General features: G+C 40.5%; 18 protein-coding genes and 1 riboswitch. Of the genes, 7 read left to right on the forward strand and 11 right to left on the reverse strand.

Features of this window, described 5'->3' with window-relative positions; genetic code table 11:
* Positions 1–175: 175 nt before the first annotated feature.
* From AAEY68_RS19420 to AAEY68_RS19430, 3 genes are all read right to left on the reverse strand, one after another.
* A complete protein-coding gene (locus tag AAEY68_RS19420; protein ID WP_165722537.1) occupies positions 176–346 on the reverse strand; it encodes a hypothetical protein in 171 nt (56 codons plus the stop codon).
* Between the two features lie 144 nt (positions 347–490).
* The gene (locus AAEY68_RS19425) at positions 491–3,640 is read right to left on the reverse strand and encodes an efflux RND transporter permease subunit (RefSeq protein WP_024592666.1); all 3,150 of its coding nucleotides are present in this window, start codon (positions 3,638–3,640) and stop codon (positions 491–493) included.
* Positions 3,641–3,642: 2 nt separating this feature from the next.
* Positions 3,643–4,821 (reverse strand): efflux RND transporter periplasmic adaptor subunit, encoded by a 1,179-nt coding sequence (locus tag AAEY68_RS19430; RefSeq protein WP_007581894.1) that lies wholly within the window; start codon positions 4,819–4,821, stop codon positions 3,643–3,645.
* A gap of 169 nt (positions 4,822–4,990) precedes the next feature.
* Here AAEY68_RS19430 and AAEY68_RS19435 point away from each other — a divergent pair, with 169 nt between their 5' ends.
* A complete protein-coding gene (locus AAEY68_RS19435) occupies positions 4,991–5,254 on the forward strand; it encodes a YkgJ family cysteine cluster protein (RefSeq protein WP_024612699.1) in 264 nt (87 codons plus the stop codon).
* 204 nt (positions 5,255–5,458) lie between these two features.
* Positions 5,459–5,929, forward strand: a complete 471-nt coding sequence (locus tag AAEY68_RS19440) for a hypothetical protein (RefSeq protein WP_024592664.1) — start codon at positions 5,459–5,461, stop codon at positions 5,927–5,929.
* A gap of 108 nt (positions 5,930–6,037) precedes the next feature.
* On the opposite strand, the gene AAEY68_RS19445 is transcribed toward AAEY68_RS19440, so the two are convergent.
* Positions 6,038–7,903, reverse strand: a complete 1,866-nt coding sequence (locus AAEY68_RS19445; RefSeq protein ID WP_350586716.1) for a TonB-dependent receptor plug domain-containing protein — start codon at positions 7,901–7,903, stop codon at positions 6,038–6,040.
* 188 nt (positions 7,904–8,091) lie between these two features.
* On the opposite strand from AAEY68_RS19445, the gene AAEY68_RS19450 reads away from it, so the two are divergent.
* A complete protein-coding gene (locus AAEY68_RS19450; RefSeq protein WP_007581898.1) occupies positions 8,092–8,580 on the forward strand; it encodes a peptide-methionine (S)-S-oxide reductase in 489 nt (162 codons plus the stop codon).
* Positions 8,581–9,016: 436 nt separating this feature from the next.
* Here the strand turns inward: AAEY68_RS19450 and AAEY68_RS19455 are convergent, their stop codons facing one another.
* From AAEY68_RS19455 to AAEY68_RS19470, 4 genes are all read right to left on the reverse strand, one after another.
* The gene (locus AAEY68_RS19455; RefSeq protein ID WP_024592663.1) at positions 9,017–9,568 is read right to left on the reverse strand and encodes a DUF4136 domain-containing protein; all 552 of its coding nucleotides are present in this window, start codon (positions 9,566–9,568) and stop codon (positions 9,017–9,019) included.
* Between the two features lie 406 nt (positions 9,569–9,974).
* Entirely contained in the window at positions 9,975–12,749 is a 2,775-nt protein-coding gene (locus AAEY68_RS19460) for an Mks condensin complex protein MksF (protein ID WP_010553431.1), read from the reverse strand.
* Entirely contained in the window at positions 12,746–13,294 is a 549-nt protein-coding gene (locus tag AAEY68_RS19465) for a condensin complex protein MksE (RefSeq protein ID WP_010553432.1), read from the reverse strand. The genes AAEY68_RS19460 and AAEY68_RS19465 overlap by 4 nt, the downstream gene beginning before the upstream one ends.
* A gap of 3 nt (positions 13,295–13,297) precedes the next feature.
* On the reverse strand, positions 13,298–14,569 hold the full coding sequence (locus tag AAEY68_RS19470) for an MksB family condensin complex protein (protein WP_024592662.1): 1,272 nt from the start codon (positions 14,567–14,569) through the stop codon (positions 13,298–13,300).
* A 222-nt stretch (positions 14,570–14,791) separates the two neighbouring features.
* Between AAEY68_RS19470 and nhaD the strand changes: the two genes are divergently transcribed.
* Positions 14,792–16,039, forward strand: a complete 1,248-nt coding sequence (gene nhaD, locus AAEY68_RS19475; RefSeq protein ID WP_007375803.1) for a sodium:proton antiporter NhaD — start codon at positions 14,792–14,794, stop codon at positions 16,037–16,039.
* Between the two features lie 101 nt (positions 16,040–16,140).
* Positions 16,141–16,313, forward strand: a riboswitch (Lysine riboswitch).
* A gap of 75 nt (positions 16,314–16,388) precedes the next feature.
* Complete coding sequence (gene lysC, locus AAEY68_RS19480) at positions 16,389–17,792, forward strand: lysine-sensitive aspartokinase 3 (RefSeq protein ID WP_024592661.1); 1,404 nt, start codon at positions 16,389–16,391, stop codon at positions 17,790–17,792.
* A gap of 33 nt (positions 17,793–17,825) precedes the next feature.
* Here lysC and AAEY68_RS19485 read toward each other — a convergent pair whose 3' ends face one another.
* Positions 17,826–18,584: a 4'-phosphopantetheinyl transferase family protein gene (locus AAEY68_RS19485; RefSeq protein ID WP_024592660.1), complete on the reverse strand. Its 759-nt coding sequence runs from the start codon at positions 18,582–18,584 to the stop codon at positions 17,826–17,828.
* A 141-nt stretch (positions 18,585–18,725) separates the two neighbouring features.
* Here AAEY68_RS19485 and AAEY68_RS19490 point away from each other — a divergent pair, with 141 nt between their 5' ends.
* Positions 18,726–20,048: a sodium-dependent transporter gene (locus AAEY68_RS19490; protein ID WP_350586717.1), complete on the forward strand. Its 1,323-nt coding sequence runs from the start codon at positions 18,726–18,728 to the stop codon at positions 20,046–20,048.
* A 96-nt stretch (positions 20,049–20,144) separates the two neighbouring features.
* Here the strand turns inward: AAEY68_RS19490 and AAEY68_RS19495 are convergent, their stop codons facing one another.
* Both AAEY68_RS19495 and AAEY68_RS19500 read right to left on the reverse strand, forming a co-directional pair.
* Positions 20,145–21,125, reverse strand: coding sequence for a 2-hydroxyacid dehydrogenase (locus tag AAEY68_RS19495; protein ID WP_024592659.1), 981 nt, complete (start codon positions 21,123–21,125; stop codon positions 20,145–20,147).
* A gap of 110 nt (positions 21,126–21,235) precedes the next feature.
* Positions 21,236–21,796 carry a glutathione peroxidase gene (locus AAEY68_RS19500; protein WP_007581908.1) on the reverse strand — a complete coding sequence of 187 codons (561 nt, stop codon included), beginning with the start codon at positions 21,794–21,796 and terminating at the stop codon, positions 21,236–21,238.
* Positions 21,797–21,917: 121 nt separating this feature from the next.
* On the opposite strand from AAEY68_RS19500, the gene AAEY68_RS19505 reads away from it, so the two are divergent.
* Positions 21,918–22,799, forward strand: coding sequence for an NAD(P)-dependent oxidoreductase (locus tag AAEY68_RS19505; protein ID WP_350586718.1), 882 nt, complete (start codon positions 21,918–21,920; stop codon positions 22,797–22,799).
* Positions 22,800–23,252: the final 453 nt, after the last annotated feature.

Consider the following 23,252-nt stretch of genomic DNA (forward strand, 5'->3'; position numbering starts at 1 on the left):
GCCACAACCAAATGGTTGCCCCTGGAGTAGCCGAAGAAAAACTTAATTCACTGTCCGGAATTAGCTGACCACAACATATAGCTCTGGCAACCACTTAAAAAAATAACTAAAGAAATAATCAGTATGTATAAGCGCATTAAAGTCCCTTTAATTTTCAAGCTAAAATTTTTATTGATTAATTAATGCCTGATATCCCTTCATCTACGCCGATTAAAAAGTCGAGCCCTACAAACGCAAACGATATTGCAACGGCGCCTAATAGCATTAAGTTGCGGTTATTCTTTTTGTAGCCAATTGTGGTTAGTACAGCAAATACAATAAATAAAATAAGTTGAAGTGTGCCCATCATTATTCCTTTTGAGGGTTATATTTATAGAGTAAATCTATCAGTAAGATAAAGACTTGGCAAATAGGTAAATATTACCTTTAAGCTGAAAATAAAAAACTCGGCATAGTATACCGAGCTTTTTTGGTTGGGATGTTACTTAATTTAGCTGTGAGTAGGCGCTGGTTGGGCATCTACTAGTGGTGGCTTGCCACGCATTTTACGTACTAATCGTTTAGCATCTTCTAGTGCAACATACTGGCACGGTATAAGTATCAGTGTAATTACTGTGGCAAATAACACACCAAAAGCAAGTGATACAGCCATTGGGATAACAATTTTAGCTTGTAAACTCGTTTCAAAAATAATTGGCATTACACCAATAAAGGTAGTGATTGAGGTGAGTAATATTGCTCTAAAGCGACGAGCACCGGCTTGCATTACAGCATCCTTAATCGCAACACCTTCAGCGCGTGCTTTGTTTACAAAATCAACCATAACGAGGGAATCATTTACGACCACACCCGCTACAGCAATAATGCCAAACATCGATAAGCTACTCATGGTCATGCCTAAAATCATATGCCCAAACATCGCGCCCACTACACCAAACGGAATAACCGACATTATAATAAGTGGCTGCGAGTAAGATCGAAGCGGAATCGCTAACAAGGCAAATATAATCATCATTGATATACCAAAATCACGAAGCTGCTCTGAAGCGCTATCCATCTCTTCTTGAATGCGCCCAGCTACATCACTTGTAACGCCAGGGTAGCTTTTAAGTAATGTTGGTAAGTATTCATCACGAATTTCTTCTGCAATTGCAAATGGTTCGGCTTGGTCGGTATTTACCGCAGCCCATACGTTTACAGTACGTTTAGAGTTTTCGCGGCGAATACGGTTTACACCGTCAACCAGCTTAACTTCGGCTACTTCACTTAGCGGTACTTCAGCGCCTGTAGGCGTAATAATACGCACACTTGCTATGTCACTTATTGAGTTACGTTCGTCTTCTGGATAGCGGATCATGACTTTAATTTCTTCGCCTTCACGCAATATTCGCTGCGCTTCTAAGCCGTAGTAACTAAAGCTAACTTGCGACGCTACATCAGCAAGCGTTAAACCCATGCTGTAAGCGAGTGGTTTCAAATCAAGTTGCACTTCGTCGGTAGCGCTTTGCATTGAATCGTTTACGTCGCCAACGCCTTCCATTGTTTGTAATTTGGCTTTTAATTTACCAGCCACTTCTTTTAGCTCGTCAGCATTTTTGCCTTCAAGTTTAAAGCTAACGTCGCCATCATCTCGACCGCCATTCATTATACTGTCTTGAATGGTCATGGTTTTAATGCCTGGTAGGGCGGGCATTTGCTCGCGCCATAATGCACTTAGGGCAAAGGTGTCGATAGGGCGTAAGTCAGGCTCTACCAAAATGGCCATAATATTTGCTTGCGTTCGTCCGCGCAGGCTTACCGATAAATCGCGGATCATCGGTTTACCGTATTGCTCTTGTAGTTGCTGATCGACCTTTAACAACACGCTTTCTATTTTACGTGCAGTTTCAAGCGTTGCTTGCTCAGATGAGGCAAGGTTCATTTCTATATCAATACGCGGAAAGTCGTGCGGTATTTTAGGGTTTGGTACAAACTTAACTAAACCACCTGCAAACATACCTGCGCTTACAATAAGCAAACACATAAAGCCAACAATTACGGTATAGCGGTAGTGAATACAGCGGCTAACAAAAGGAAGGTAGTAGTTATTCACAAAGCCTTTTAAGCCACTATCAATTACCATACGTAAACGATGTAATAGGTTTTTAGGATTTGGTTTACGTGGATTCATTGCTGCAATGTGCGCAGGTAAAATAAGTTTTGATTCAATGAGTGAAAAAATCAAACATAAAATAATCACGCCACCAATTGCCTTAGAAAAAGCAGCACCAGGGCCGGTTGCGAGTGTTTGTGGTAAAAATGCCGCAATAGTTGTTAGTACACCAAAGGTTGCTGGCATCGCAACACGTTTAACACCGCGCACTACGTTATCAAGTGTATGGCCGTATTTTTCTATTTCGGCACTGGCTGACTCGCCCACAACAATGGCGTCATCCACTACAATCCCGAGCACAAGTATAAAGGCAAAAAGAGAGGCTAAATTAATTGTTACATCTAAAAAGCCAATGGGCATAAACAAAAAGGCACCTAGAAAAGACACCGGTAAACCCATCATTACCCAAAATGCCAAGCGTAACGGTAAAAATAGTGCCAGTACTATCATTACTAACAAGCCACCCCAAATCATGTTATCGACCATCATATCGAGTCGACCTTCAAGGTAGTAAGTTAAATCAACAATAGGAGATAGCTTAACACCTGCAGGTAAAAGCGGCTCTTTAGCTGCCATGTAGCTTTTAAGTACTTTTGCTACATCGGTAATATCTTGATCTTTTGATGCGTTAACTTCAAACGAGAGTGAGTTTTTACCATTATATTTAGAATATTGTAGACCTTCTTCAAAGCCATCGTTAATGGTTGCTACATCGCCTAAATAAATTTGTGCGCCATCAGCAAGGGTAATAAGGGGGAGTTTTTCAAACTCAAAGCCACGGTAGGCTTGTTTTTCAACACGCATCGAAATATAACCGTTTTCAGAGCGTATTTGCCCCGCCGACATATTGGCCGAAAAGTTTTGTACAGCGCCTGCAATATCTCTAAATGTTAAGCCGTACTCGCGTAGTTTATCGGGGCTAACTTCTATACCAATTTCGTATTCTAAACCGCCGTTAAAATTAACAAGATTTACGTGAGGCAGTGCTTGTAACTCGTCTTTAATATCGTTGCCAAGCTCTTTTAACTGGTAGTTACTCATGTCGCCATAAAGCGCGAGTATCATTACTTCTTGCTCAAATTTATCGCGGCGAACAACAGGGCGCTCCATTCCCGCAGGAAAGGTGTTTATTGAATCAACTTGTACTTTAATTTCATCAAGTACTTCTTGTAGATTGTATTGTTCTTCTATTTCAATCCACGCTTGTGAAAAACCACGGTTAGAGTAAGTAATTAGGCGTTTAATGCCTTCAATACCTTCGAGGTTTTCCTCAACTTTTATGGTTATGCCTTCTTCAACTTCTTGCGGGGCTGCACCTGGGTAAACCGCTTGTACGCTTATCCAGTTACTTTCAAACTGTGGGAACATTTGTTTGCGAATGGTCATCGCCATTAAAATACCGCCCACTAATATAAATATCATTAGTAGGTTGGCAGCAACCGGGTTTCGGGCAAACCATGCTATTAACCCTGTTTCACGAGTGTTCATGATTATTCCTCTTTCAGCGCAAGTTGAGTTACATCAGTTTTATCAGGCGCAATATCTTCAACTTTTACTGCCATACCTTCAGTTGGATACTCAAGCGCTGAGGTAACAATTTGCTCGCCATTTTTTAGCCCTTGGCTGGCTATAATCATGCCGTTTTGTTCGCGTATAATATTGAGAGTTTTAAACGATAATGTTAAATCGTCATTTAAAATTACAATTTTATTATCTTTAACTAAGTGGTGCGCAACAATAATTGCGTTATCAAGCGGGCGACCTTCAATGGTAGCGTTAATGTATGAACCAAAACGAAGGGGGCGTGTTTTATCGCCATAAGGTGTTGCAAGTTGTGCAACCAAGTAGCTCATACGGCTTGTTTGATCAACCACACCTTCGGTGCGAATTACTTTGGCTTGCCACATTGTTTGCTTACCCGCGTATTCTGCGTTAAATGTAACATTTGAGCCTACGCCGCCATTTTTTAAATATTGCAGTTCTTGATCGGCAACGGGCAAACGTACCTCTGCAACTGAGGTTGCACTCAATGCACCAAAACTATTACCTGGGTTTACTACTGAACCCAAGCTAATTGTGCGTTCATTAATAATGGCATCGTATGGGGCTTTAATATAAGTACGTTCAAGATTGCGGCTAGCACGTTTAACACTTGCTTGAGCAGAGCGGTAACGCGCTAGTTTTTCGGCCAGTTGTGGTTTACGTAAATAAAGTTCTGAGGCAATAGCTTCGCTTGAGTCCGATTTAATACGCTCCCATTCAGCTTTTGCTACATGTGCTTGTGCGCGTTCTATTTCAAGTGCTGAGCTTGCTTGTGCTAAACCTGCTTGCGCTTCAATAAAGTCTGCCTCGTAATCATTTGCATCAATTCGTGCTAAAATATCGCCTTGCTTTACAAACGCGCCTTCAACAAATTGATCTGATACCGAAATAACTTGCCCACTAACTTGTGCTATCAGTTCGGTACGGTCCTTTGGTTTAACAATGCCGTACGATTTAACATCGAGCGTTATAGAATCTAAAAGTATGCTTTGTGTTGCAACTAAAGGGCGTAAATCTTGCTCTGGCTTTTCTTCTGGTGGTTTTTTCATTGCCATAAAGGCGAAAGCTAAAGCAATACCGCCTGCTAAAACAGCAATTGGGAGTATTATTTGTTTTGTAGTAGCCACAAGGCATTCCTTCATAATTGGTGGTGACAGAGCAATAATACGCAATAAAGTGTTTACAAGGCGTTTTAAGATGTAACAAAGCATTACATATGTACATTACAACTCAACATGCGGCTAATTACGTTCCTAAAAAGGAATTAAAGTAAGTGTGTTTTATTCAGAGGATATTATGAAAACCGAATCGATGAGTTGCAGGCTAGGCTGCGGCGCATGTTGTATTGCGCCAAGTATTAGTTCGCCTATTCCAGGTATGCCAAATGGTAAAAAGGCCGGAGAGCGCTGTATTCAGCTAGACGAACGTAATTTATGTAAGTTATTTGGTGATTCAAGCCGACCTAAAGTATGTAGTGATTTTAGCGCCACATTTGATGTGTGCGGGTCAACAAATGCACAAGCTTTAGCGCTTATTACAGAACTCGAAGAGCTAACTTAATCCTCGTTTTTAATACACATCTATTTACAATATATTATTAATAAAAATCTTCATAAGGTTATTAAAAGCAGTCGTTAATTTATTTAATGGCGAAATATTAGACATATTTAATTTTGTTGCTAATATAGGAAATTGTAAGATACTTTTTATAAATCTCATTTATAGGTGATTTCGTTCAATCTTAATTTTTAAAAGGAAAGAAAAATGAAAAATTTACTTACAGCATTTACATTAGGTGTGACTTTATTAGGTTGTTCAAACTTACCAACTAAAACCGATATTAAAGAAGACCACTTTAGACTCGAAAACTTTAAAAGAGAGCAGGGAGTAGATCTAGAATATGTCCACTTGATGTGCTTTAACAAAAAACCTACACAATGGGCTGAACCAAAGCAGTATATCAGTGGTGAGCATGATTTATGGGTAAAGGCGAGTGTTTCAAACCCTGATGTTTTAAATAGTCAAAAAGAAGCTTTTGTTAATTTTAACGTTAATTTAGATTCTGATAAAAGCTACATGCTAAATAGAAAAAGGGAAGGGGATAAAATATCAATTTGGATACAAGAAGTTGAAACCGGTACGGTTGTTTCGCAGGTTCTTACAGATGAGCTTAGTCGCCCTTTACAAATTGATAATGAGCTAAGAAAAAGACAATGTCGTTCTGGTTCAATATAAGCTGAGTAATCAAAGCTCTTAATATTTAGTATGTCGTTTATTCTTTGCTAAATATTTATTCAAAGACCTGCTTTAAATAAACAGGTCTTTGAATGTGATAGCTTAATTCTACCAACTATACGTTGCGCTTAACGTATATTGCTCACCTCGCCCTGGTGTACCAGGTATCTCTTCAAACGATTCACCCCATAAGTTATCTGCTGCTAAAGTAATAAATAAGTTTTTTAGCATTGGCGGCGTAATTTTTAACGTTAAATGAGTAAATAAAGCATCGTCGTCACTACTGCGCAGCGCATTTTCGTGCTGTTTGCGCCACTCGTTATCTATTCTAAACTGCAATATATCAGTAGGATTCCACACTGCGCCGAGTGTTAGGCGGTGATCAGGGAAGTTTAATGCGTAAAAACTAGCGTCAATATCTGCCGCACCGTAATTTTCTGATTTATGAAGGTAGGTGTAACTCGCTACAATTTCGGTTGTTTCAAAGTGTTTAGTTGCTAAGAACTCAATGCCCGTCGTATTTATATCTACAGGGTTTGCAAAGCGTGCAGAGCTTGAATCAAAATTAAACGTCCAATCGGTTAAGTTGTCATCTTTGCGATAAAAAATAGCCGAATTAAGTTGCCAAGTTTGCTCATCAACTAATAAACCTAGCTCTAGGCTTTTAGTCGTTTCGCGCTCAAGGGTGTAATTACTTCTAAATAACCCGCCTGAATCACTTCCGCCAATGGCGGTATAGCCTGCCACTTGGCTTGCCTCTGCGTACGATAAATAAAACGTGCGCTCAAAACCTTTGCTGTTTTGTGTATTAAGCGTTATATCACCAATAAGTGACAGTTCAGAGTCGTCTCTATTTGTATCGTCAAACGCAGCACCTAAACGAAATGTAAGTTGTTTATTATCCTCAAGCGCCATTTTGTATTCAGGCAATACGCTTAATTTATAATACTTACGAGAGGTAAAGTTGTTTTCAAGCGTGGTAGATTCAATTGAGTCGTCAATAAACTGTGCTGAATAATTTACAGCAAATACATCGCTTTGAGCATGATGCCCCGATAGCGCTAACGACTTAACTTCACTTTTGTGAAACGCTTCAAAAGCGCTTGGATTTTCGCGAGAGTAAATGTAATGATCGTCGTGTGTGCGGTAATAAGCCGACACTTCAAAGTTACTGTCCTGCGCATAATTTTGCTTATGGTTTAGCATTAATAAGCGGGTTTCTAGCTCTTCTGTTTCGTTAACGCCAAATGGAGTGTACAAATTTGGCCAACCAAAAAACTTATCTTGTGAGCCAAAAAACAAATCTGTTTGAGAATCAGCGCCAGCTAATTGAACGCGACCCGATGCACGCGTAAAGTCGTGATCGCCGTTATCAATAGTGCCATCGCTTTGTGAGTGAGAAATCTCACCTTCAAAACCAAGCTTCCAATCCTTTGCGCCTTCAAGGGGCATACTTACACCTGCATGTAAGCTTTGTAAGTTAAAATCGTTTGTTCCAGTACCTACCGATACACTGACGCCCGTGCTAATTGGTTTCCAGCCAAACGATACAGTGCCTACAGAGCTATTAGCACCATTAAGCGCATTGTCTGCGCCTGTTAAAATATAAGGGCCGGTAAGCATTTGCGGTGCAATAGGAATTTCAGCAAAGTAATGACCAGACTGTGGGTCAAGTAAAGTAGCACTACCAACTCTAAAGCCGGTATTTTCAAAAATACCACCGCGTATAGTTACATCGGCTTGCGCTTCAGCCATATTACGTGATTGTAAATCAACACGTGGGTCATACTCTAAATTAGATACTGGAGAGTCAAATGTACCTACAGGTAATGTGTTTGCCGTGGGCGATGCCTCAACCGTTATTTTTTCGATTGCCGGTGATGCTTCAGTTTTATCAGTTACAGCTTCGCCGTAGGCAAAACTGCTCGCGCTGCATAGCAGTGCAGGGAGTATAAAGTGCGGTGACCATTTCATGTTGTGTGTCTCATTTTTTTATATGCAATTACGGTAACAATTAAATTCAGAACACACTTTTAAGGCGTGATAAAATAATTCAATTAAACAACTGCGATTTTGGCGCGATTGTACATTAATTCATTAAAAACTGCATTTGATTATCATTTGCAACGTTAATGCATCTAACAAACTTGGTCACATTTATTATGAATATAAAACAGCAAGATACTATTTACTTTGCAGGTGGCTGCCTGTGGGGCGTGCAAGAGTTTTTAAAGCACTTACCTGGTGTAATAAGTACTGAAGCAGGGCGGGCTAATGGAAAAAACGATAATACACAAGGTGAATACGACGGTTATGCTGAGTGTGTAAAAGTAATATTTAGTACAAAAGCGGTTAGCTTAAACGAGCTGTTTGGCTTCTTTTTTGAGATTATTGATCCGTATAGCGTTAACAAACAAGGGGATGACGTAGGCCCTAAATATCGCACTGCCATTTATAGCAAAAGCCAAGATCATTTAAAGGTCGCTAGCAATTATATAAGCCAGCGAAGTGATGCCGATAAAATTGTGGTAGGGGTAGAGCTGCTAACTAACTACGTGCCAAGCGATCCTGAGCATCAAGACCGCTTAACTAATCACCCTGATGATTACTGTCATATACCGCTTGAGTTACTGCATAAGTATAAATCGTAACTTTAACGCGGTGTTTTTGTAGACGTGCAGCTTGCTGACGTGACGAGCGCAGCTCGTAATTTAAGATAGAATATAGAGCTATAAAGTAATTAGAAGCTATCGCTTCTCGCGTAAGCAAGCTTAGCGCCTACGGGTAAAGTTTGACGCGGTGTTTTTTGTAGGCGTGCAGCTTGCTGACGTGACGAGCGCAGCTCGTAATTTAAGGTTGAATATAGCGTTAGGTAAAGGTAAGTGATTAGAAGCTATCGCTTCTCGCGCAAGCAAGCTTAGCGCCTACAGGTAAAGTTTGACGCGGTGTTTTTTGTAGACGTGCAGCTTGCTGACGTGACGGGCGCAGCTCGTAATAACTTTATTTTAAAAGTTCCAAAAATATACACCCACAAAAAAGCTCACGTACTGTGAGCTCTTTTAAAACTTAATTATAGCTAATTTTAACTTACTGCTGCTTTTGCGGCGGGAAGTTACTTAAAATTTCGCTTACTGTTTTGTTAATTGATGCTTCACGTTGTTCTGGCGATTGGTTTTTCTTTAATCGACCTTCTTTTGCGCCGCGCCATACTAGTTGGTTAGATTCACGATCCACAATATCAATAATCAGTGTACCCACTTCGTATTCACGCGCGGTTGTATCACGTTGAAAACCAGTACCCCAATAACCCCAATGCGGGCGGTAGTTTATATTGAAGTTGTCTACTTCAAGCTCTTTATCTACCGATGCATGATAGTTAACAAGTACATCAGCTTGCGCTGCATCAACTAAGCTCATACCTAATGTTTGGCTCAGCTCTGAATTAACGGCAGTGCGAACACGCTTTTCCATTAGGCCATTAATTTGATAGTTATTTGTGTCTTTAGTTAGGCTGGCGTTTTCTACCCAAGCAAATGTTTTAAAATTACTAAAGTTAGTTGATTTATCGTAATCCCAATCTGGGGTTTGTGTACAGGCTGTAAGAAGTGCTAGCGCTGCAACAATAAGTATATTTTTCATTACGTTTGCTCCAATAAAATGCATTAATTTAAAATAACACACATAGTTTAAATGTGTATTATTTAAACGTCCTAAATATTAGTCTAATTGTCAGGGCGTGTTGACCTTTCGTGGTTGAATTTGCAGCAGTATGTTTGGTATTTGGGCAAGGCAGAGCCTATGTAGTGTGGTTATTCCCCATAAATAGGTGATAACGCAGCATAAATGCCAAACATGCGCTGCCCGAAGGGTTCTGCCTAGGGGCAATTAACTCTTTGTTGCTCGGTTTTTACTTAGCCCACTAGGTTACAAACCTCACGCCGCGATTAAATTGCCCCTAAATTGAACAAATTTCAATCCACAAAGGTCAACACGCCCTAAGGCTGAACGACTAATTAACCTCTGTTAATTAGTCATCAGTAAAAGTTTAATGTTCAACTTCAATCCAATCTTTTTCATCTACCCAGTTTTGTGCACCGTCTTTTACCGAACGAATAGGCACAATGTAGTCACAACTTATTTGTGGCTTAACTGAGGCAAATATAGGCACAAAACCAAAGCTTAGTGCGGTTTCTATGATTGCTTTTTGATTTTGTGGGTCAATGTCGGCCGCTTCATCTATATAAATTGGTATACGGTATAGGTTTTGTTCCTGATCGCTTAATAAGTAACGAATAAACAACATGCCACACAATAACTTAATCGTAATACGTGTGCCGTTTGAACCCGCCGAATCTATTTTCTCAAAGTGCTCTGTTTCACCTGCGCGGTTAACCACTTCAAATCGAATATCAAATAAATCGGTAAGTGTTAAACCCGCTTTATCTGATGCGAGTTTAATTAAGTGATCTTTCGCTTCGTTTACCGCACTTTCGCTGTACGGTTCTTGGCTCAGTAAATCAAGTGTGTCACCTTGCTCAAACTGATGCGACGTGCTGATAATGGTATCTATACTATCAACCAGCATTTTGCGCGGTATTACGTTAATTTTAAACGCTTGCAGATTTGAAATACGGTGCTGGCTTATGCCTTTATTAAAGCTGTTCATTTCGCGGCGAAGTCGGTCTAAATCTTCTCGTAAGCCTTTAATAGTTGCAGCCACTTCGGTAAGCGCAACGCGTGCTTGACGTTCAACAGCGTCGCGTTCGTTATCAATATTATGAAAGGCGCTTATTAGCTTTTGGTATTTAGTATATTCGTCGTTTTCGTTGTCGAATTTAGTAATACCCGCGTTATATACATGCAAATAGGTGTTGCGTACGTTTATGTCAAAATTACGCAGCTCTTGGCAGTCTTTATTAAAATGATGAACAAGGTCGCTTAAGTTATCAAAGTCGACTGTAATATCAATCATGTACGGGGTTACTTTACCGCTGTATAAATCAAGGGTGTGGTCAATTCGCTCGCTTTTAACTTGGCGTAAGCGCTCAGTTTGGCGATTAATTTGCTCTTGTTTCGATTTAATTAACGAGCGACGATCGGCAATTGAGCCACTATTTTTTTGAATATCTTGCAGGTAGTCGTCAACTTGTTCGCGCTCAGCTAATAACTGCTCTTTTAGCATGGCTTGCGCTTCAACCGATTGCTGCATTATATTAAACTGTTCTAAACGTTTTAGGGCGCTCTCAGCGCTCATAAGTTCATCGTATAGCGCGTCTTTTTCTTTTTGCTTGTCGGCAACGTTTGCAGCAACATCACGTTGTTGCTTAAACTCTTTAAGTGAATGCTCAAGTGCACTGAGCTGAGCGGTTAATTGCTCTTTGTTTTCGCCGCTTTGCATTTGCACAGGCGAGAGCTTTTTAAGCTTAATGCTCGCACCTGGTAGCGTTAATACGCCGCCTTTAACGTTTTCGCTAAGTAGCGATAAAAACTCACCAAACGCGTCTTCATCATCAATGGTTATATCGCCATTAGTGGTGGTTGCAAACGAGAGAATATCGGGGTTTAAAATGCGCGATATTTCCTCTACTTCTTTTAACGAGAGGTCTTCGCGCATGCGGGTAAACAAATTAAACTCAAGGTTTTTAAGTTGCAGCTTTAAGCTCTTAATTTGTTTTTGTGTTTCGCTAATGCGGTAGTCAAGCGTATGTAGGCTTTGCCCTTGTGCGCTGGTTATAGAGTGTGAAAGCGACTCGTAATCTTGCTTTAACTGAGTCAGGCTGGTTTTAAGCGTGGCTTTATTTACCAGTTCAAATTCGCTTTTAAGCGCATCGTAATCTAAAAACCACTGCTCAATTTGAGTTTGTCTGCGCTCTATATCACGCGATTGCTGTACGTATAGGCTTTGCTTTTGCTCAAACTCGTGTTTTTCGTGCTCTATATCTTCAAGCGCAATGCCCAACTCATTAAGTTGTGATTCTTGATAAGTATCAAAATCAATCAGTGCTTGGTCAATTTTAGGTGCGTACGCCGCTAATTTACCTTTAAGCACGGTTTGGTTTTCAAGCATTGATTCAAGCGCAGCTATTGGCTCTTGCATTGACTCAAGGGCTTTTAATTCGCGTTTTGAGCGATTTACTTTATCAAACGAGCGGCGCCATACTTCATAAAAGTCGACCTTAGAGTTCGACATATGGCGTTCAAACACACGTAGCATAAAGCGTTTTACGTCGCTTGCGCCTAATTTGTGTAAGTTAAGAATACGTCTAAATATTTCTTTATAAATAGAAGAGTCTTGCACATTATTAAGCGGGATCATTTTTAGGTTAATGTCGCCGTCAAAAGGCGTTGCGCCGCCAGTAAGTAGCGCGTTGAGCTCTTGTGCTTTAAGCTCAATAGGATTGTAATTAAGCGATTTTAAATGGTTGAACAGCTTGGTAAATTTAATAATAGTTTTACCTTGCGTGTACTGCTCTAAATCAAGCTTTCCTTGATAACAAAAGTACTGATGCGCGTAACCGGCAATTTTACCAAGTCCCGCAACGCCTATTACTACCGAGCCATGAGGCAAGTTAGCTTCTAGTAAAATGTACGACTGATCGGATGAAAAATAAAACTTTCGGGTTTCATCTAAATCGTGTCCGTCCCATTCTGTTAAGCGTAAATCGTTAATAAGCGGAAACTGCAGGGCGTTAATAACCGAGCTTTTACCTGTGTTATTTGGCGCGCAAATAGAGCTGCTTTTATCAAGCGGGATCACACATTTTGCATAGCCTGCGGTGTTAAGTAGGGCGAGTTTACTTAGTCCGTATAGATTTTTCATTCCTCGTCCTCTGTAATATAGGTTTCTTCGTTTACTTCCATGAGTGCATCTATGTAGCGATGAATTGGCGCTTGTAGCATAAAGCCGCCTTCTACTTCACGGGCTAAACCTAAGCGCACCATGCGCAGGTAAACGTCTTTGCGCAAATCAGATCCCGAAAATATCTCAAGCTGATCAAACAAATGTTTGTTAATTTGCACCAGCGTTTGCATAAGCTCTAAATCGTTTACGTCGTCAAACAATGCGCGCATTGGGTCTTTACCCGTATTGGCGTAGTGCTCAATTAAAATGTAAATGGTGAGTGCGATAGCGCGAGATATTTTGCCCATATTGGGTGTGCTTTCGTCGCTACCAAAATAATAAAAGCCACGGCTGTCGCGTTTTAAATCGTTACCTAAAGCGGTAAATAGGGCGGTGTAGTCTTCTATGTGTTGGTCAAGCTCTTGCCACATTACGTTGTCTTGCTCGCAAATGTGATAACCCGCTACTAATTTTTTATTAATGGCTTGTAGGTGGGTTAGCTCGTCTAAGTTTATGTGTGTCATGGTTTATTTACCTGCCTTTGAATCTGGCTGAGGCTCTGAATTAAATGGATATAAAGAAAAGTGCTGACCGGCAATTTTTACGCGGGCTTTTTCATCGCTTTGAATTATTTTAATATCGCTGTCGCTGACTAATTTTTGATACAAAAATAGCATTTCGTCGGCATCGAGATTTGGGTAGCTTTCGTCTAAAAATTGCAGCAAGGGCTGAGCCTTTTTGCGTTTTTTATTAAAGCGCTTAGCAAAGCTGATTTTAACATCGTTGTAGTCAGGAATATTAGGCGTAACAAATGCAGGCACATCTTGTTGGTCTGGCAATTGGTATTCTTCGTGTTCAAATTCAACCAAGCTTGCCATGTAAGCCACAATATGACGTTGCTGACCAAGTGAATATCGCTGCGCGTCGCTCACAAAATGTGGCTGCACCGCACTTAGCATATTGTCTACGCCATTTTTACGCACAAGCCCAAGTACTTTGGCTGCTTGGCGAGTAATTAAGTTATTACGGCGTAACTCTTCGCGCAGCGGCATAAGCATATCGGCACTTTTACGTAAGCTTTCTCGACCCACTAAATGCATTTCGAGTATACGGGTACGTAATTGCTCCAACATGCGTTTGTCGTTGTACGCTTTACCTGAGCGCTCAATGTGCAGTATTTGCTTACTTATTTGCTCTTCAATGAGGGTAAAACACGCATGAAATTCACCACGTATATCAACCATTTCAAGCATTGGCTCTATGTATTCGTCAAACGCTTCTATTACCGCTTTATAACGCTTTTGCAGCGATTGCACCGCATTATTTGATTTAGCTTGTTCAACAATATTTAAAATAGCGTTTTCGTTGTGTGCGTATAGCTTCATTATTTTACGCACCCGATCATCCATAATGCGGCTGTAGCGGCGTAAATCGTCAAAGTCTTCTATTTCGCCAGCGTTATCTAGGCGGTTACCTAAACGAGCAAGGTCGTCGACTAATACGCTAATTTCTTGCGCTAAGCCTAAATGTTCTTCTTGCAGTAAAAAAGTAGCAAAATCGGCAATGGCACGATTTATTTCAAGCTGAGAAGATTTAGCCAGTGGAATTAAAATATCTTGGTTTAACAAACGATTTGTTTCTTTATAAATGCGTTCGTTTGACCACGTAGGCTGCTTTTGCTTAATCGCGTTTTGTACGTCTTTTAGGCTAAAGTCAGCCATTTTAAAACGTTTAAATAATAGCTCTAATACACCCCAATGTTCGGTTATGGTGTTTAGCAGCTTTTTAGCTGGGATCATAAGGGGTTACAACATCCTAGTATTTTATTATTGAGTTCTTTTAGAAGACTCATTATTACGTATTTTTAATTAACCTTGTCTGTATATAGTATTCGTTTTTAAGACCATTTAATAATAGTTTTTGCATAGAGGCAGTGCTAAAATTCGCGCCGAAAATAGGCACATGAAATGGAATGTTATTTGTGTGTTCTTTAAAACTATATCAAAGGTTGTTTAACTACCATGGTTTCCTCGATTATTCTAACCCTGATAGCGATTGCATTTTTACTGATCGTTATAGAAGATATAATCCATGTAAATAAAGCTAAAACCACGCTGTTTTTTGGTACGCTTTGCTGGATTCTTCTTTTTATATACCCTCTACACGGGCAAAGCCCCGATACGATTCAACACCTTTTAAATGAAAATATTTTAGAAATTGCCTCTCTATGGTTATTTTTAATGGCTGCAATGACCTTTGTCGCGTATTTAAATTCAAAGGGGTTTATAGAAAACATTGTTCACCGCGTTATGCCAAAAAGTATTAGCGAAAAAAAGCTCATGTTTTTGGTGGGTGGTTTTGCATTTTTGTTTTCGTCTATTTCAGACAACGTAACAGCTACGCTTATATCGCTCGCGGTTGTTATGTCATTAAAACTTGAACCTAAAAAGCTCATTAAATACGCCACTCTTATTGTATTTGGGGTTAACTCAGGTGGGGTATCGCTAATAACAGGTGACGTAACCACACTAATGATATTTTTAGATGGCAAAGTAACCATTGCTCATTTATTACTACTTATAGCGCCAGCACTTGCAAGTGTTATGCTGCTAGCCGCGTTACTGTCTATCGGTATGAAAGGGCGTGTTGAGTTTGCTGGTGCAGGTAAAACCCGCATCGAAAAAACCGACATTACCATTGCTGTTATATTTTTATCTACCGTAGTGAGCACACTTATGCTGAGTGTAGTTTACAGCGTACCGCCTTTATTAACCTTCTTGTTCGGCTTATCAGTGATGTTTTTAGTAGCGCAATTTTTAATGCGCAAAAAAGACATAAACAAAGACATAATCGATTTTGTTCGCGATATAGAATACGACACATTATTGTTTTTTGTAGGTGTACTTTTACTTGTAGGCGCACTTAAAGAAATTGGTATGCTAAGTAAATTTACCGACCTATATACGGTAATGGCACCTGAATACGCAAACTACTTAATGGGCATATTATCAGCAGGGGTCGATAACGTACCGCTTACTGCTGCTTTATTAAAAGCCGATATAGTAATGAGCCAACAGCACTGGTTGTCGTTTACTTATGCAACGGGCGTGGGCGGTTCAATGCTTATCATTGGGTCGGCTGCGGGCATTATTGCCATGAGCAAAGTTAAAGCGCTTACCTTTATGAGCTACTTGCGTTTATCGCTGCATTTATTAATTTGCTACACGGTTGGATATGCGGGCTCGTATTACATGGGCAGTTTTATTTAACGCATAAATTATTAAATGCTTGACAGCTAGACGTCTAAACGATAACTTTCAAAGCCCCGCTACTTAGTGGGGTTTTGTTTTATTAGCCACTGGTTAATAAAGCATTCAGAAGAGGTGCGATACTTAGGTACTTAATGTTAGGCGACGAAAGCCGATGATCATTAAGGAGGGAAGTACTCGCCGAGGAAAATAATGGTACGTCGTCATTGTTTTTCGGTTTATGGGGCTGAATCCTCAAAACTGTCACCAATATAGGTGGAGAGCTTCTGGCAGTGGACTTATCTTCAAGCATTCCTTTGCCAAGTTCTTCTTGTTTTATTGCGATTTGGATATCGCGAAAGGAGACTAAATGACTACCCAATCAGCGCCACAAACAGTGCCTCAAACAGAGTTAAGCGCAAAATCAGATTATATCGTTGCCAAATTTGGCGGAACAAGTGTTGCAAATTTTGAAGCGATGAGTCGCTGTAGCGAAATTATTGTTGCAGATGAAAGCGTACGTATTGTTGCCGTGAGCGCCAGTGCCGGCGTAACTAACCACTTAGTTGCACTGTGCAAACCAAGTATTACCTCAAGTGAGCGCCAAGAACACATAAATGGCGTGCTTGCTATTCAACACACTATTTTAGATGAGTTATCGCTAGATGCCGATTTAGCGGTTGGCTTTAACGAAACCCTAAAAGCATTTCAAACGTTGGCTCAAGAGTCACTAACAACCGATCAGCAACACGACGAGCTACTTAGCTTTGGTGAGCGTTTATCGTCGTATTTGTTTGCTCAGGTACTGCGTTTACAAGGTTTAAATGCCGATCGCTTTGATGTGCGTAAGGTGCTTAAAACCGACAGCCAATTTGGCAAAGCAACGCCCAATGTTGCAGCCACAGCGCAAGCTGCTAAAGAGCATTTAATTCCGTTATTAGACGCTCAAGTAATTGTAACTCAGGGATTTATTGGCAGTGACGAATACGGCCAAACAACAACGCTAGGACGTGGTGGTTCAGACTATAGCGCTGCATTATTAGCTGAAGCAATCAACGCTAAAAGCGTGCATATTTGGACCGACGTAGTGGGCATTTTTAGCACCGACCCGCGTTTGTGCGCAAAAGCGACGCCTATTGCACGTTTAAGTTTTGACGAAGCCGCTGAAATGGCAACCTTTGGCGCAAAAGTATTGCACCCAGCGACTATTTTACCAGCGAGCCGTAGCCACATTAATGTGTTTGTAGGTTCTAGCCGAGAGCCAGAACGTGGCGGTACATGGATTGAGCGCGAAAAATCGCAGCAACCAGGTATACGCGCAGTAACACAACGTAAAAACCAAATTTTGCTTACGCTTAAAAGCCCAGAAATGCTACTAGCAAGCGGCTTTTTAGCACGCGTATTTACACTATTAAGTGAATACAATATATCGGTTGATTTGGTAACCACATCAGAAATCAGCGTAGCTATAACTCTTGATAACGCGCAAAACGCTTCGCGCCCAGAACTCGACCAAGAATGCCTAGATAAGCTTGCAGAGTTTTGCCATGTTTCGGTAGAAAACAACCTAACATTGGTGGCACTTATTGGCTCTGAGATTCAATTACGCCAACACGAAATGAACTTAATGAGTGTATTAAAAGACTTTAACATTCGATTAATTTGTCATGGTGCTAGTAAGCACAACCTATGCTTTTTAGTAGAGCAAACTGAGTCAGATAACGTAGTACAGTCTATTCATAGCCGTTTATTAGAAAATGATTTTGCTGCGTAAGTAATCGTTATTCAGGAAAATCACCTAGTAAAGTTACTTAACAAAGTCGGTTAATAAAAAGCATCGCCAGTCGATGCTTTTTTTATGCACCACACTTACATCAAAACAAACATTGCTGTCACTGCTATCAACTACAGTAACGCGATTACTGCAAGCACTCAGCTTTGCACTATGTAATTCGTCAAACACATTGGGGCTAAGTAATTTTGCAATAGGGCGGCTGGTGGCTTTAGCAAGTGACTCTTTTAATGTCCAAATTCTAAAAAACGTATCTGCTTGGGCTTGGGTATTAGTAGGCTCAGTGATAAGTGTAATTTCATCATTATGATAAAAATGCTTAGCGAGCTTTTCAAACGGGCGCTTTAGGCTTACTTTTTCAATATCAAACCCAAACTCACTTTTATCAAAATTTAGCGCTACGCCAACCAAACCATGCGAGTGCGAAATACAGGTATTAATAACATCACCATTTACGCGTATTTGCAGCTTTGAGCTTGCCTCGTCAAATTCGGTACTCATTTTATTAAGGGCTACGTGCGCATGTTGCGGCTGCGCTACTTTAATAAGGTGTTTTAACAATAACCGCGTCGCTAAATACTCTTGCTTAGCTGGCGGGCTTTTACGGCGGTTTATAATAGTTAATTCAAATGGGCTTAAGCAATCGGGCAAATTAAAGTCACTAAGCTCAAGTGTTTTAGCATTAAATAATAAAATACTGTTACTCGCTAAAGACAAATTTGCCAATTGAGTTGAAGTAATACCCAAGGCGTTTTTAAAATAGTGTTCAGTCATAAAAGCCCTAAAGCAAAAGAAGTCGCTGATATTGTGAGCGGTTAACGCCACTAATAAAGGCTGGGTACAATTTTATTACTCAGCTGGCATGAAATATGGTTTAATTCACAATAATCAAAATAATAACAGATTTGTAGATGTATGGCACAAGTGCGTGATGGGTTTCAAAGCCGACTTGGTTTTGTTTTAGCCGCTGCTGGCGCAGCAGTGGGTTTAGGTAATATTTGGGGTTTTCCTACGCAAGCGGCCAACCATGGTGGCGGTGCATTTTTACTGGTTTACTTTATTGTTATATTTTTACTTGCGCTTCCTGCGCTGTATACCGAACTTTATTTAGGTCACAAAGCACAAGCTAATCCTGTAAAAGCATTGGGCGATGCATGGCAAAACACTAACCGTAAGGTTGGTGCTGCGGCAGGTTATATAGGCCTTGCGGGCGCAGTTGTTATGCTAAGTTTTTACTCAATAGTAGCAGGGTGGATGCTCTCGTACGCAATTGAACCCATAACAACTTTTTTAGGTTTCACAGGCGCAAGCGAATTTTTACATAGCGACTCAGTGCTGCGTAACTTTGTATTTACGCCGCTTATGCTTATTTTAACGGCCAGTATTATTTTAAAAGGTGTTAAATCGGGAATCGAAACCTGGTCGCGCCGTTTAATGCCACTGTTACTTGTGCTGCTTGTTGGTTTAATTGCCTACATTGCAACACTCGATGGCGCAAGCGAAGGTTTTGCTGCGTATTTAATTCCTGATTTTAGCCAAATACTCGACCCTAATTTAATTATTGCTGCAATGGGGCAAGCGTTCTTTTCGCTCTCGTTAGGTGTGGGCTGTATGATGATTTACGGCTCGTATTTACAGCCAGATGCTAATTTACCAAAGCTCACCGCAGGTGTTGCTTTACTCGATACCAGTGTCGCGTTTTTAGCGGGCTTACTTATTATTCCTGCTATTTATGTGGCGCAGCACAACGGTGTTGAAGTATTTAGTGGTGGTAAACTGATTGGCGAAGGGCAGCTTATTTTTGCTATTTTACCTGAGCTATTTAGCACCATGGGCGAAATTGGCTTATTAGTTGGTTTATTGTTTTTTGTATTAATGTCTATCGCATCGGTTACGTCAACAATATCGACCACCGAAATTCCGGTAGCGTTTTTAGTCGAAAATCACAACGTTAACCGCACCAAAGCAACGTGGGCCGTTAGCGCCGTTGTACTTGTGTGTGCAAGCGCAATTATACTAAATTTTGATTGGTTATTTGGCTTAGTTATTATGCTATTTACTCAATACCAATTGCCGCTTATGGGCTTGTTTTACTTTATTACGGTAGGGTGGATGTGGCAGCGTGGTAATAAATTACACCAAGCAACAACAGGCGTACATTACTGGTTTGCTCAGTATATTCGTTTTGTTTGCCCAATATTAATGACCTTGGTATTTGCAAACGTTGCCTTTGGTTAATTTTATTTAAACCCTAAAAATAGATTAATAAAGCGAAGTGAGTTTAAAACGCACTTCGCTTTTTTTGTGCCTGTTATTTAGGTGTAGCCAAGGTCTTTATAAAACCTCATTAGTCAGAGGCCTACCTTCATTTACTTCAAGCGCGTTAAGTAGGGTTGTGTTTGCTATTTCGGTGAGTGCTTCTTGGGTAAAAAAGCCCTGATGCCCCGTTACTAAAACATTTTTAAAGCTCACTAAGCGCGAAAATATATCGTCTTGATTTATTTCGTCGCTGTGGTTTTTAAAAAACAGCTCCGACTCTTGCTCGTAAACGTCGAGCCCCAAGTAGCCTAATTTTTTAGTTTTAAGTGCATTAATGCACGCTTTGCTGTTAAGCAGTGCACCGCGAGAGGTGTTAATAAGCATAACGCCGGTTTTCATTTTACTAAATGCCTCATCATCTATTAAATGATGAGTTTGCTCCGTTAGGGGGCAATGCAAAGAAATCACATCGCTTTGGCTAAGTAAGGTGTCTATATCGGTAATTGTATAATTGCCAAGTTGTGCGTAGGGGTCGCACACTAATACTTTAGCGCCAAAGCCATTTAAAATGTTGCACAGCGCAAGGCCAATTTTACCGCAACCTACAATACCCACGGTTTTATTGTGCAAGTTAAAGCCTAGTAATCCGTTTAAATCAAAATTGTCTTCGCGTACGCGGTTATACGCTTTATGGGTTTTACGGCTAAGCGTTAGCATAAGTGCAATACAATGCTCGGCTACTGCTTCTGGGCTGTATGCTGGTACGCGTAATACTTTAATTTTATGTGCTTTTGCTGCAGGTAAATCAACATTATTAAATCCTGCACAACGTAGCAAAATAGTATTTATGCCTTGGCTTGCCAATTGTTCAATAACAGTGGCGTTTACAGTGTCGTTAACAAATACGCATATGGCATCAAACCCGTTTGCTAAAATAGCCGTTTGTTCGCTCAGGGCTTGTTCAAAATACGTTATTTTTATATCGCGGTGACCGCGTGTACTTTGTTCAAAAAAAGGCAGTTCGTACTTTTGAGTACTAAAAAAAGCAATGTTCATGGTAATAGCCTCGACGCTTAAGGAGTATTATTTATTACTAATACAATAAACTACTTTATAAACCTGTGCTTTAGTAACACGCATTTTATTGATTTAAATTAAGCCCTAATTTATGCCTTAGCCGACGTAAACAAAGGTATTTTTGACGATACTTTTTTACCACCTCTGGCAGCGCTTAACTTTGCGGCTTGCAGTAGGTTGCTTTCTATTACTTGTTTAAGTGTTTCGGGCTTAGTACGTGGTGCATAGCGTGCAACAAGTTGCCCTTGTGAGTTAATTAAAAACTTAGTGAAATTCCACTTAATTGCACGATTTTGCGAAATACCCCGCGTATGCGATTTTAAATAATTAAACAACGGATGTGTTTCTGGCCCGTTTACCATTACTTTACCAAATACCTCAAATGAGACATTAAATTGCTCTTGGTAAAAGTCTTTAATGGCTAAATTATCAAGCGGCTCATTTTGGCCAAACTGGTTACACGGAAACGCAAGTACAGTAAAACCATTGCTTTTGTATTGCTGATAGAGCTTTTCGAGCGCATTTAATTGCACCGAAAAATTACACTTACTCGCTGTATTAACAATAAGGACGGTTTTGCCCTGTAATTGGCTAAGAGAAAAATTTTCGCTGTTAAAAAGTGGTGCATTAAATTGATAAATACTGTCCATAGGTTACCTACTTACCTTTCCCGCTAAGGAAATTTTATAAAGACTTTCATTCGCTTTTTTATCGACCGGTTGACATAATCGAGGTCTAGTTTCTAAGTTATCAGTTAAATAGGTCATTTTTATGTCAATGAAAGTCGCATTTATAGGTTTAGGCGTAATGGGTTACCCAATGGCGGGGCATTTAGCAAAAGCAGGGCACAGCGTATGCGTTTATAACCGCACTCAAGCTAAAGCACAAGCGTGGACTGCAGAACATTCAGGAAGCTTTGCACCAACCCCGCGCGAAGCTGCCAACAATGCCGACATCGTATTTATGTGTGTTGGTAACGATGACGATTTACGCTCAGTAGTGTATGGCAAAGACGGTGTGTTAGCGGGCATGTTGCCGCACACTATTTTGGTTGATCACACCACAACCTCTGCCGAAGTAGCACGCGAAGTGGCTGCAAAAGCGGCTCTGCAAAATATCGACTTTATAGATGCGCCTGTATCGGGTGGACAAGCTGGCGCTGAGAACGGCGTATTAACGGTTATGGCGGGTGGTAGTGAAGCTGTATTTGCTAAAGTACAGCCAGTTATGGCGGCGTTTAGTCGTTTTAGCCAATTACTAGGCGGCGTTGGCTCGGGACAACTTTGTAAAATGGTTAATCAAATTTGTATTGCTGGAGCAGTGCAAGGTTTAGCCGAAGGCTTACATTTTGCTAAGCAAGCTGGGCTTGATGGTGAAAAAGTTATAGAAACCATTTCTAAAGGTGCAGCCGGTTCGTGGCAAATGGAAAATCGCTACAAAACAATGTGGGCGGGGGAATATGAGTTTGGTTTTGCCGTAGATTGGATGCGTAAAGATTTAGGCATTGCACTCGATGAAGCTAAAAACAACGGTGCAACATTGCCAATGACCGCAACGGTCGATCAATATTACGCCGATGTACAAGCACTCGGCGGTGGCAGATACGACACCTCAAGCTTACTAGCACGCATTGAAGCGCTGCATAAAAAATAACGCTGTAGACGCGAAGCTTGCTTGCGTGACGGGCAAAGCCCGTAAAGTAATTTATTCACAAAGAGGTTATGAGGCGCTGCGCTTTTAGAGGAAGTAATAGATCTAAAAAATTATTGTTTTTATGTTTCTCATTTACTCCTCATTCGCTTCTCTTTGTGAATAGTGTTTTATTTAAGTAATTAAAAGCTGTGCTTTTCACGTGAGCAAGCTCACCATCTACCGTCAAAGTGTAGATATGAGTTTTACTTGTAGACGCGAAGCTTGCTGGCGTGACGGGCAAAGCCCGTATAGTAATTTATTCACAAAGAGGTTTAGAGGCGCTGCGCTTTTAGAGGAAGTAATAAGTCTAAAACGGTTGTTGTTTTTATGTTTACTTATTTACTCCTCATTCGCTTCTCTTTGTGAATAGTGTTTTATTTAAGTAATTAAAAGCTGTGCTTTTCACGTGAGCAA

This window comes from Pseudoalteromonas sp. RB2-MNA-CIBAN-0110 (assembly GCF_040309305.1).
GTDB classification, from domain to species: Bacteria; Pseudomonadota; Gammaproteobacteria; order Enterobacterales; family Alteromonadaceae; genus Pseudoalteromonas; species Pseudoalteromonas arctica.